We start from the raw sequence: 10,934 nt of genomic DNA on the forward strand, positions 1-10,934 counted from the left end.
GAGTGCAGACGTTCAAGCGCTACCTGATGATTCAGGGAATGATGTTCGTCTTCGGCATCGTCGGGCCGATCTTCCTGATCGTCTACTTCTTGTCTCAGCCGGACCCCGCCCTGAAGTGGATGTACTGGTGGGGATTGGTCATCACGTTCGCCGACGTGTTGATCGCATTGAGACTCGCCAAGGCCAGTGATGCGAAGGTCAAAATTGATCATCGCCGACCGACGGATTCCGTAGTAATCTGCTGGTCAGGTTGAGTCAACAGCCACCCACAGCGACGCCAGGTCCGGCTGAGGGAGGTCACATGACCGATATGGGCACCGGCCGAGTGTTCCGGATAGATCCAACAGCACTCGATCTTCTCGAGGAAAGCGGGCGCGCGGTCTTCTCCGCATGCCGTAGACCGTCGTCCACCCTGCTCGTCACCGTCGAAGGCGATGTCGACGCAACCAACAGCCACGCACTGGCACGCTACGTCGAGCGCCGGATCGGCGGGTCTGAGCGCCTCGTGCTCGACCTTCGGCTCGTGGACTTCTTCGGTACCGCGGGCTTCGCAGCGTTGCACAACGTCAATGTGGTCTGCTGCCGGTACGAAGTGAGCTGGGTTCTGCGGGCGGGCCGGCAGCTGCGCCGCCTGCTGGCGATGTGCGACCCGGACGGCAGCCTGCCGCTCGAGGAGTCGCAGTCAGTCCTCGATGACGTGAAGGCACGCACGCGCGATCGCCAGTTCCTCGTCGGTCGGAATAACTAGCACCGTCGTCGCAGACTTCTGCGACGAAATCCGCCGTGCGCTCCTGTCGGAGTTCTCGTTGAGCCGGTCGTCGATGTCGATGCCCAGACTGGTCAGACCCGAGAGCGCGTCGTGGCGCACCGCGGCGTCGTTCTCGCCGACGCCGGCGGTGAAGGTGATGACGTCCGTCCGCCCGAGCACTGCCATGTAGCCGCCGACGTACCTACGCAGCCGGTGGATGTAAACGTCGTAGGCCAATCGTGCTGCCGCATCACCGGATTCGATGCGTTTGTGGATCACCCGAAAGTCAATTTCGCCGCCGAGGCCGAGCATGCCGGAGCGCTTGTTGAGCATCGTCTCGATGTCCTCGACGCTCATACCTGCGGCACGTGACAGATAGCTGACGATGCCCGGATCGATGTCGCCGGACCGCGTGCCCATCACCAGGCCCTCCAACGGTGTCAGACCCATCGACGTGTCGACGGGCTTACCACGGGCGATCGCCGAGGCGGAGGCGCCGTTGCCCAGATGAAGTACGATTTGGTTGAGAGACTCCAGCGGTCTGTCGAGGTATGCGGCGGCCTGTTCGCTGACGTACTGATGCGACGTGCCGTGGAATCCGTAGCGGCGGATGTGCCACTGCGCCGCAATGTCTCGGTCGATCGCATAGGTCGCCGCGGCTGGCGGGAGATCGTGGAAGAACGCCGTGTCGAACACCGCGATGTGCGGTAGGTCGGGCAACGCCTCGAGCGCGACACGGATGCCCAGCACGGCGGGCGGATTGTGCAGAGGGGCCAGCGGGGCCAGCTCCTCGAGCTCGGCTGTCAAGGCGTCGTCGATCAGCGTCGGCCTGTACAGGTCGGGCCCGCCATGCACCACGCGATGGCCCACGGCGACCAGCCCGAGGGTCTCCAGCGGCCGACCGGATTCGGCGAGCTGATTGAACGCTTCCTGCAGTGCCACGCCGTGGTCGGCCACCGGTCCGTCGCCGATCCGCTCGACAATCCCGTCGGCGACCATTTTCCCAGACTCCGGTTCGACGACTGCGTATTTCAAGGACGAGGAACCGGAGTTGATGACGAGCACCGCGGGTGAGGCGGACATCACGAGCCTTGCGCCTGGATCGCGGTGATCGCGACGGTGTTGACGATGTCCTCGATCAGCGCACCGCGCGACAGGTCATTGACCGGCTTCTTCAATCCCTGCAGCACCGGGCCGATCGCGATCGCGCCTGCGCTTCGCTGCACGGCCTTGTAGGTGTTGTTGCCTGTGTTGAGGTCCGGGAAGATCAGCACCGTCGCCCTGCCTGCGACCTTCGAGTCGGGCATCTTGCTGGCTGCCGTCGTCGGATCGACGGCTGCGTCGTACTGGATGGGGCCGTCGACAAGCAGGTCGGGTTCGCGCTGCCGGACCAGATCCGTTGCAGCCCTGACCTTGTCGACGTCGGCGCCCGTTCCCGATGTTCCGGTCGAGTACGACAGCATGGCGACCCGCGGCTCGATGCTGAACTGCGCGGCGGTGCGCGCCGACGAGATCGCGATGTCGGCCAGTTCCTCAGATGTCGGGTCCGGCACGATCGCGCAGTCGCCGTAGGCGAGCACCCTGTCGGCGAGGCACATGAGGAAGATGCTGGACACCGTCGTGATGCCGGGCAGTGTCTTGATGATCTCGAACGCAGGCCGAACAGTGTGGGCGGTGGTGTGCATCGCGCCCGACACCATGCCGTCGACCATCTCGTTGTGCACCAGCATCGTGCCGAAATAGGAGACGTCATGGATGGTCTCGCGGGCCTGCTCGACGGTAACGCCCTTATGCCTGCGAAGTTCGGCGTACTGCTCGGCGAACTGGTCGCACAGCTCACTGGTTTGCGGGTTCAGCACCTTGGCGTCAGACAGGTCGACGCCGAGTTCGGCCGATCGGGCGCGGATCCGCTGTTCGTCACCGAGGATCGTCAACTCGGCGACGTTGCGCTGCAGCAGCCTGCCCGCAGCCTTGAGGATGCGGTCGTCTTCACCCTCGGGCAGCACGATGCGCTTGCGGTCGGCCCGTGCGCGCTCGAGCAGCTGATGGGTGAACATCTGCGGAGTGACCACCGTAGGGATCGGAATTGCCAGCTGCGCAAGCAGATCCGTGGTGTCGACGTGAGTTTCCATCAGCTCGATGGCGGTGTCGATCTTGCGCTGCGACGAGGCGGTGACACGGCCGCGCGTCGCGGCAACCCTGCTGGCCGTCTCGAACGTGCCCAGGGTGGTGGCGATGATGGGCAGTCGCTGGTTCAACCCCGACACCAGCGCGGCGATCGACGGGTGCAGCTCGAGTCCGCCGTTGAGAATGATGCACGACAACGACGGAAAGCCCTCCGCGGCATGGGCGCTCACCACCGCGAGCACCACGTCCGAGCGGTCGCCGGGGGTGACCACCGCGACGCCGTCGGTCAGCCGTTCCAGCACGTGCTCGGCGGTCATGCCCGCCACCAGCACATCGAGGACTTCGCGCTTGAGCAGCTCCTGGTCGCCGCTGACGATGGTGCCGTCGACAGCCCGCTGCAGGTCCCCCACCGCGGGTGCGACGAGCAGCGGCTCCTCGGGAATGACGTACGACTTCGGCGGGAAGGCCCTCAGCGCCTCGGCCACCGCGGCCATCTGCGAGGGGTCGCACCGGTTGGCCACCACCGCCGCGGTGTGTGCGTGCTGGCCCGAGATCTCGATCAGGCACAGCTCCACGACCTGGGCGACCTCCGTCGCGGTTCGGTCCTTGGCCTTGACCGCCAGCACCACCGGTGCGCCGAGGTTGGCGGCGATGCGGGCGTTGGTGTCCAGCTCGCTCGGGGTGGTGACGTCGGTGTAGTCGCTGCCGACGATCACCACGGCATCGCAGCGGCTGGCCACGTCGTGATAGCGGTCGACGATGTCGGCGATGGCGGCGTCGGGATCATCGTGCAGCTGTTGGTAACTGACGCCGACGCACTGCTCGTAGGGCAGGCCTACGGTGGTGTGCGCGAGCAGCAGATCCAGGATGTAGTCGCGGTCCTCACCGAGGCGGGTGATCGGCCGGAACACCCCGACTTTGGCAACGGTTGCCGCGAGCCGGTGCAGGATGCCGAGCGCGATCGTCGACTTGCCGGTATCGCCCTCGGGCGAAGCCACATAAATCGCGGTCGGCACGCGGCAAACGTATCAGCCGAGGCGGCGCAGCCGGGGCTCCAGATCTTTCTGAAACAGCTCCAGGAAACGGCGCTGGTCGTGGCCGGGGGCGTGGAAAACCAAGTGGTTCAGCCCCCACTCGACGTACTGGCCGACCTTCTCCACGGCCTCGTCGGGATCCGACGCCACGATCCACCGCTTGGCGACCTGTTCGATCGGCAGCTCGTCGGCGGCCTTCTCCATCTCGAGCGGATCATGGATGTTGGTCTTCTGCTCGGCGGTCAGCGACAGCGGCGCCCAGAACCTGGTGTTCTCCAGCGCCGCGTCGGGATCGGTGTCGTAGGAGATCTTGATCTCGATCATCCGGTCGACGTCGTCGGGGTTCTTGCCCGCCGCTTCGGCACCCTCGCGCATGGCGGGGATGAGCTTGTCCTTGTAGAGCTCCTCCCCCTTGCCCGACGTGCAGATGAAGCCGTCGCCTGCGCGGCCCGCGTACTTGGCCACCTGCGGGCCGCCCGCGGCGATGTAGATCGGGATGCCGCCGGATGGCACGTCGTAGATCGACGCGCCCTTGGTCTTGTAGTACTCGCCGTCGAAGTCGACGCGGTCGCCCAGCCACAGTTCCCTCATCAGCCGCACCGATTCGCGCAGCCGCGCGTAGCGCTCCTTGAACTCGGGCCACTCGCCTTCGTATCCGGTGGCGATCTCGTTGAGCGACTCACCGGTGCCGACGCCGAGGAAGATGCGGTCCGGATACAGGCAACCCATCGTCGCGAACGCCTGCGCGATGACGGCGGGGTTGTACCGGAACGTCGGGGTCAGCACCGACGTGCCAAGGACCAGACGCTTGGTGCGCTCGCCCACCGCGGTCATCCAGGCCAGTGAGAACGGCGCGTGACCGCCCTCGTGTCGCCACGGCTGGAAGTGGTCGCTGACCGTCGCACTGTCCATGCCGTGCGCTTCGGCTTCGACGGCCAGTTCGACGAGTTCGCGCGGGCCGAACTGCTCCGCCGACGCCTTGTATCCGAGTTTCAAGTCCACGCTTTGTTTCTACTCCACCCTCATACACTCAGCAGATGGCACCGGCCATGAGCGCCATCACCGACACCGTGCATTTTGCGCAGACCGACCTGGTCAACTGGACACTCGTCGCCGACGACACCGGCGTGGTCCTGATCGACGCGGGCTTTCCCGGCAGCCGCGACGACGTGCTGGCGTCGCTGCGCCACCTCGGCTTCGGCGTCGACGACGTCCGCGCGATCCTGTTGACGCATGCCCACATCGATCACTTCGGCTCGGCGATCTGGTTCGCGAAAACCCATGGCACACCGGTGTATTGCCATGCAGACGAGGTGGGTCATGCCAAGCGCGAGTACCTGGAGCAGGCATCGCCCGTCGACGTCGCCGCGCATGCTTGGCAACCGCGCTGGTTGAAGTGGTCGGTGGCGATCAGCCGAAAAGGGGCATTCACCCGCGATGGCATCCCGACCGCGCAGGCACTGACCGATGACGTCGCGGCGGGGCTGCCCGGCGCTCCGATGGCCATCGCCAGCCCGGGACACACCGGCGGGCACTGTTCGTTCGTCGTGGACGGCGTGCTGGTCAGCGGCGATGCGCTGGTGACGGGGCACCCGGTCGCCGCCCGCAACGGCCCTCAGCTGCTGCACAAGGTCTTCAACCACGACCAGGACGGCTGTGTGCGTAGCCTGGCCGCGCTGGCGATGCTGGAAACCGACGTGCTGGTGCCGGGCCACGGGCCGGTGTGGCGCGGACCTGTTCGCGAGGCGGTGGCGAAAGCCATGCCTGGTCAGACGAGCGCTTCGTAGCCCAGCAGGAAGATCGCGGTCAGGCAGAGCCCGCAGCACAACACGAAGGTCGGCATCAGGATCTTGTCGTCGAGGTCGGCGTCGTCCGCGGCTCCGCGCCGACGGCCGACCAGCGACCGCAGCACGAGCCCGGCGGCCAGCGTCAAGCCGGCGGCGGCAAAGAGAAGCCACCCTACGGTCGTCTGCGAAATCTGCACCCCCACCACACCCCCGCCGCTCTGTGCGACAGCCTCGACCAAGCCTATAGGCAAAGGTGATCGCGCAGGGTGTGCCCGGCGTATTCGGTACGGAATGCACCGCGTTCCTGCAACAATGGCACCACCCTGTCGACGAACTCGTCGAGCCCGTGCGGGGTCAGATGCGGGACGAGGATGAAGCCGTCGCAGGCGTCGGCCTGAATGTGCAGGTCGATCTCGTCGGCGACCTGGGCGGGTGTGCCGACGAACTGTTGACGGCTGGTCACCGCGATCACCAGCTCTCGGATGCTGAGGTTCTCGGCTTGTGCGCGCTCGCGCCAGCTGGCGGCGACGGCCTTCGGGTCGCCGTGCCGCACCCGGCCCTGGGTGATGGTCGGGTCGTCGGCCGGTTCGACGTCGGGCAGCGGCCCGTCGGGGTCGTAGCCGGAAAGGTCGCGCTGCCATACCTGTTCGAGCATCGCGATCGCGGTCTGCGGACCGACCTGCTGGCGACGGATATGGCGGGCCTTCTCGGTCGCATCGGCCTGGGTCTCGCCCAGCACGAACGTGGCGGCCGGAAACACCTTGAGCCGGTCGGGATCTCGGCCCGACGAGGCCGCCTGCTGTTTGACGTCCGTGTAGTAGGCCTGTCCGGCCTCCAGGGTCGAGTGCATGGTGAACGCCGCATCGGCGTACCTGGCCAGGAACGCCCGTCCGTCGGCGGAGTCACCTGCCTGCAGCAGGACGGGATGGCCCTGCGGCGCACGCGGCAGCGTGCTCACCCCGCGAACGTCGAACTGCGGACCGCGATGCTCGACCGAACGCACCCGGCTGGGGTCGACGTAAACACCGCTGTCCCGGTCGGCGAGCACGGCGTCGGGCGCCCAGCTGTCCCAGAATTGACGGGCCACAGTGACGAACTCCTCGGCCCGCTTGTAGCGGTCGGCGTGGTTGAGAAAACCACCGCGGCGAAAGTTCTCGCCGGTGAACGCGTCCGACGACGTGACGATGTTCCAGCCGGCCCGACCGTCGGACAGATGGTCGAGCGTGGCGAATTGCCGTGCCACCTCGAAGGGTTCGTTGAATGTGGTGTTGATGGTGCCTGTCAGGCCGAGATAGTTGGTGACCGCGGCGAGCGCCGCCAGCACAGTGAAGGTGTCGGGCCTGCCGACGACGTCGAGGTCATGGATGCGGCCACGGTGCTCACGCAGCCGCAGACCTTCGGCGAGGAAGAAGAAGTCGAACAGGCCACGCTCTGCGGTGCGGGCCATGTGTACGAACGAGTCGAACTCGATCTGGCTGCCCGACTCCGGGTCCGACCACACCGTGGTGTTGTTGACGCCGGGGAAGTGGGCGGCGAGGTGAATAGGCTTGCGGTGCTTTCCTTCTCGGACGGCTGTCATCAGATTCCCCAGCGTTTGGCGATGAGCTCGTGGGACCGGAGCCGGTCGGCGTGTCGGTGTGCGACGGAGGTGATGACCAGTTCGTCGGCGCCGGTGACGCGCTGCAGCGTTTCCAGCCGTTCGGCGACCGTGTCGGCGTCACCGACGAATTGCGTTGCGGTGCGGTCCTTGACGACCTCAAACTGCTCGTCGGTGAGTGGTTCGGCGGTGTCGGGGTCGGGATAGGGGGCGGCACCGCCACCCTTCCGGATGGAGTGCACCCAGTGGCCGTATGTCGACGCGAGATGTCGGGCGGTTGCGGTGTCGTCGGCCACCACCACATCGGCTGAGACGACGACGTACGGCTCGGACAGCCTCGGTGAGGGGGCAAACGCTCTTCGGTACGCGTCGACCGCATCGAGGGCGGTGGCGGGGGTGATGTGGTAGCTGGCCACGAACGGCAGCCCGTTGGCGCCCGCCACCTGCGCGCTCTGCCCCTTGCTGCTGCCGAATATGAAGGGCGTCAGGCCTGTTCGCTCGCCGGGCACCGCGTGCACGTCGTATCCCTGCACACGGTAGCAGCCTTTCAGCATGGCCAGGATGTCGTCCACCTGGTCGCCGAAGTCCGGGGAAACCGCCTCTGGCTGCTGAAGGATCGACATCTGCGCGCGCAATTGATCGGTGATGATCGTCCGCACGTCGAACGGCGGCGGCACGACCACGCCGCCGACGTCACGCCATTCGGTCTGCAGCTCACGCTTCGGCGTGGCCGCCTCCGACGGCTTCTTGGCCGCCTCGCGGCGCCGTTGTCCGGACCGGCCCACCCCGAGGTCGATACGGCCCGGATAGAACGCGTCGAGGATGCCGAAGCTTTCGACGACGGATGGGGCTGTGGTGTGCCCCAACTGCACAGCTCCGGCGCCGACGTGAATGCGTTCGGTGGCGGCCGCGATCTGGCCGATCAGCACCGCCGGTGACGAGCTGGCCACCGCGACGAAGTGGTGTTCGGCGATCCAGAAGCGCTTGTACCCCCACTGCTCGGCATGCGCAGCAAGGTCGATGGTGTGGCGCAGCGCGGTCGCGGCGTCGCTACCTTCGCTGATCGGCGACAGGTCGAGGATCGACAGAGGAACGGTCATGTCGGCTTCCTGGCATAGCGGTTGTCGGCGACCGGAAGGCCGAGGCGCTCGCGAAGACGCTCGCCGTCGCGGTACGCGGTGCGGAAAAGGCCGGCTCGCTGCAGCAGTGGCACCACCTCGTCGGCGATCATCGGAAGGTCGGTGGCGTTGACCGCAGGCCGCAGCCGGAAGCCGTCGAGGCCCAACCGTTGCCAGCGGGCCAGCAAGTCCACCAGTTCGGCGGCCGTGCCGTCGAACACCATTGCATCGGAACGGGAGTCAACGATGCCGGAAAAGGATACGAAGACGTCGGCGTAAACCTTGACGTCGGTGCCGCCGGCCTGCCGGACATGGCCGAGGATCGACGTCACATCGTCATCGTCCTGCGGGGTGGTGAAGACCAGATCGACACTGCGCGAGGCGAATTCGTAGACCGGCAGCTGGTGCGCCAGAGCGACGACGACGGGTTGTCCCTGCGGCGGCCGCGGGGTGATGGACGGCCCCTTGACCGAGAAGTGCTTGCCGGTGAAGTCGATGTAGTGCAGCTTGTCGCGGTCGACGAAGCGACCGGTCGCGACGTCGCGGATCACCGCGTCGTCCTCCCAGCTGTCCCACAGTCTGCGGACAACCTCGACGGCGTCGTCGGCCTCTTCGAACAGATTCACCCCGGAGACGTCCCGGCGGCCGAACAGCTGCGCCTCGTGTTCAGAACTGCTGACCCTCACCTGCCAGCCGGCCCTGCCGTGGGAGACGAAGTCAAGCGTGGCAATGGCTTTGGAGATGTGGAACGGCTCCGTATGGGTGACGGTGGCGACCGGGATGAGGCCGATGTGTCGGGTCACCGGCGCGACCCGCGAGGCGACCAGAACCGCGTCGGGCCTGCCTGCCAGCCAGCGCGGCTCGATCTCGGCCCGGCGGCGTCGCTGCGGAGTGAGCGCGTCGTCGAAGGTCACGAAGTCGAGCAGCCCGCGCTCGGCGGTGACGGCGAGATCGGACCAGTAGCGTCCGCTGGTGACGGGCTCCGCGTCGTGGCTTCGCCGCCAGGCCTCGGGATGCCAGCCGTATCCGTCGAGCGCGACCGCTAGGTGCATGGGCTCGGTCACGGCACCAGCGTCTTGGCGAAAGCCAGCGGGTAGGCCTCTCCCTCGGCGGGCAGCGGCTCGTCGAGCCGACGGTAGCCGGTGGTGAGGTACAACTTTTCGGCCTCGGGTTGGCGATCGCCCGTCGTCAGATAGATGCGGGTGTACCCGCGGGCGGCGATCTCTTTCTCCAACTCGACCAGCAGAGCCTTGGCATATCCGCGCCGCCTGTACCGGCTGTCGGTCCAGATGCGCTTCAGCTCTGCGGTGTCGGCGTCGAACCGGCGGAATGCGCCGCCGGTGACCGGTTGCCCATCGTTCAGCCCGACCAGCATGGCACCGCCGGGCGGCGCGAACTCGTCGGCCGGATAGGTGCGCAGCCACTTCGACACGCCTTCGACGGTGCCGCGGTACCGATGCGCGTACTCCAGCGCCAACTCCGCAAGCAGCGGTTCGGCCAGCGGGTCACCCTGGTCGACCGCGACGAAGCGGAGTTGTTCAACGGCGTGCGTGGACATCACTTAAGTGTTTAACGCACTTCACCGAGGCACATTCCGTACGCCCGGATTCGGGTCAGGCTGAACGAAAATACCCCCAGGTCACTAGGAGCAGATCACGGATGATCGTCGTGGGTCGGTGACGTGGTTTCCGGTTGCGGGTACAGGTTGCTCCCTAAACCGACAGACACCAGCGCAGCGGCGCCCGCCAGTCCCACGACGGCTCGAATCCGAATTGTCGCAGGCCGTCAGAAGGGCGGCGGTTTGTTTCGTTCGGTGATGCGTTCGGCGACGTAGGTGTCGTTGAGTTTGCGTTCGGCGGTGATGGCTTTGGCTTTGTTGGCCGCGCGGGTGTTGCGACGCTTGGGCATCATCACACCGCGATCGCCGGTCTGTTCGGTGATCGGTGGTTGATCGGGCCACAGGGTGGACGTCGGTTCACACAGTCGCGGGAACAGGTGCTTACTGCCCGGATACGTGGTGTAGGTGTGCCCGGTCGGTGAGGTCCACTCGACAGTGCCGTCGGGAAGTTGTCGGTCCCGCCAGCCCGTCGCGCCGTTCCAGAAAGTTTCAGCAGATGGTGGCAGCGACTGGCCGAAGAACACTTCAGGGGAACACTTGCGAGCAGCTCAAACGATGCCGATGCGCACCGCCCGACACGTTCCTCGGCTTAGAATTCCGCCGTGTTCTCCGAGACGCGCTATGCGATGAACGGGGATTTGCGCGTCGCCTACCGCGCGTCACCCTCTGGCGCTCGTGACATCGTGTTCGTCCCGAACTGGTTAACAAACTGCGAAGTGGCTCCGGAGCTACCGTTCGCTCAAGGGCTTCACGAGGCGATGACATCGCTCGGCCGGTTCATCTTCTTTGACCAGCCGGGCACCGGAGCGTCCGATCCTGTCACGCCGGGCGCGCTGCCGACCTTGGAGCAATGGGCCGACAGCATCACCGCGGTGTTGGACGCTCTCGGGAGTAGTGAAGCGGTC

General features: G+C 66.2%; 13 protein-coding genes. 4 read left to right on the top strand and 9 right to left on the bottom strand.

All coding sequences use genetic code 11. The annotated features are described in order from the left end of the window. The first annotated feature begins 2 nt into the window (after positions 1-2). On the top strand, positions 3-254 hold the full coding sequence (locus QOJ24_RS14840) for a hypothetical protein (RefSeq protein ID WP_526262435.1): 252 nt from the start codon (positions 3-5) through the stop codon (positions 252-254). Positions 255-301: 47 nt separating this feature from the next. Continuing rightward, the gene (locus tag QOJ24_RS14845; protein ID WP_526262437.1) at positions 302-748 is read left to right on the top strand and encodes an STAS domain-containing protein; all 447 of its coding nucleotides are present in this window, start codon (positions 302-304) and stop codon (positions 746-748) included. Here the strand turns inward: QOJ24_RS14845 and QOJ24_RS14850 are convergent. The 3 genes from QOJ24_RS14850 to fgd are packed head-to-tail and all read right to left on the bottom strand — an operon-like array spanning position 683 to position 4,911. Further along, on the bottom strand, positions 683-1,831 hold the full coding sequence (locus QOJ24_RS14850; protein WP_526262439.1) for an acetate/propionate family kinase: 1,149 nt from the start codon (positions 1,829-1,831) through the stop codon (positions 683-685). The genes QOJ24_RS14845 and QOJ24_RS14850 overlap by 66 nt on opposite strands. After that, positions 1,831-3,891: a phosphate acetyltransferase gene (gene pta / locus QOJ24_RS14855; protein ID WP_526262441.1), complete on the bottom strand. Its 2,061-nt coding sequence runs from the start codon at positions 3,889-3,891 to the stop codon at positions 1,831-1,833. Before pta ends, QOJ24_RS14850 begins: the two co-directional genes overlap by 1 nt. A gap of 12 nt (positions 3,892-3,903) precedes the next feature. Further along, entirely contained in the window at positions 3,904-4,911 is a 1,008-nt protein-coding gene (gene fgd, locus QOJ24_RS14860; RefSeq protein ID WP_526262443.1) for a glucose-6-phosphate dehydrogenase (coenzyme-F420), read from the bottom strand. Between the two features lie 35 nt (positions 4,912-4,946). Here fgd and QOJ24_RS14865 point away from each other — a divergent pair, with 35 nt between their 5' ends. Then, positions 4,947-5,696 carry an MBL fold metallo-hydrolase gene (locus tag QOJ24_RS14865; protein ID WP_526262445.1) on the top strand — a complete coding sequence of 250 codons (750 nt, stop codon included), beginning with the start codon at positions 4,947-4,949 and terminating at the stop codon, positions 5,694-5,696. Here the strand turns inward: QOJ24_RS14865 and QOJ24_RS14870 are convergent. From QOJ24_RS14870 to QOJ24_RS14895, 6 genes are all read right to left on the bottom strand, one after another. Continuing rightward, the gene (locus tag QOJ24_RS14870; protein ID WP_526262446.1) at positions 5,678-5,935 is read right to left on the bottom strand and encodes a hypothetical protein; all 258 of its coding nucleotides are present in this window, start codon (positions 5,933-5,935) and stop codon (positions 5,678-5,680) included. The two genes, QOJ24_RS14865 and QOJ24_RS14870, sit on opposite strands and share 19 nt — an antisense overlap. Positions 5,936-5,937: 2 nt before the next feature. Then, positions 5,938-7,275, bottom strand: coding sequence for an NtaA/DmoA family FMN-dependent monooxygenase (locus tag QOJ24_RS14875; RefSeq protein ID WP_526262448.1), 1,338 nt, complete (start codon positions 7,273-7,275; stop codon positions 5,938-5,940). After that, positions 7,275-8,393 carry an LLM class flavin-dependent oxidoreductase gene (locus tag QOJ24_RS14880; RefSeq protein ID WP_526262450.1) on the bottom strand — a complete coding sequence of 373 codons (1,119 nt, stop codon included), beginning with the start codon at positions 8,391-8,393 and terminating at the stop codon, positions 7,275-7,277. The genes QOJ24_RS14875 and QOJ24_RS14880 overlap by 1 nt, the downstream gene beginning before the upstream one ends. Then, positions 8,390-9,475: an LLM class flavin-dependent oxidoreductase gene (locus tag QOJ24_RS14885; protein ID WP_526262452.1), complete on the bottom strand. Its 1,086-nt coding sequence runs from the start codon at positions 9,473-9,475 to the stop codon at positions 8,390-8,392. The genes QOJ24_RS14880 and QOJ24_RS14885 overlap by 4 nt, the downstream gene beginning before the upstream one ends. Further along, complete coding sequence (locus QOJ24_RS14890; RefSeq protein ID WP_526262454.1) at positions 9,472-9,969, bottom strand: GNAT family N-acetyltransferase; 498 nt, start codon at positions 9,967-9,969, stop codon at positions 9,472-9,474. The genes QOJ24_RS14885 and QOJ24_RS14890 overlap by 4 nt, the downstream gene beginning before the upstream one ends. A 227-nt stretch (positions 9,970-10,196) precedes the next feature. Further along, the gene (locus QOJ24_RS14895) at positions 10,197-10,553 is read right to left on the bottom strand and encodes a hypothetical protein (protein WP_526262456.1); all 357 of its coding nucleotides are present in this window, start codon (positions 10,551-10,553) and stop codon (positions 10,197-10,199) included. A 78-nt stretch (positions 10,554-10,631) separates the two neighbouring features. Between QOJ24_RS14895 and QOJ24_RS14900 the strand changes: the two genes are divergently transcribed. Further along, positions 10,632-10,934, top strand: a 303-nt coding sequence (locus tag QOJ24_RS14900; protein WP_526262458.1) for an alpha/beta fold hydrolase, incomplete at its 3' end; no start/stop codon positions are given.

Source organism: Mycobacterium sp. (assembly GCF_032159775.1).
Taxonomy (GTDB): domain Bacteria; phylum Actinomycetota; class Actinomycetes; order Mycobacteriales; family Mycobacteriaceae; genus Mycobacterium.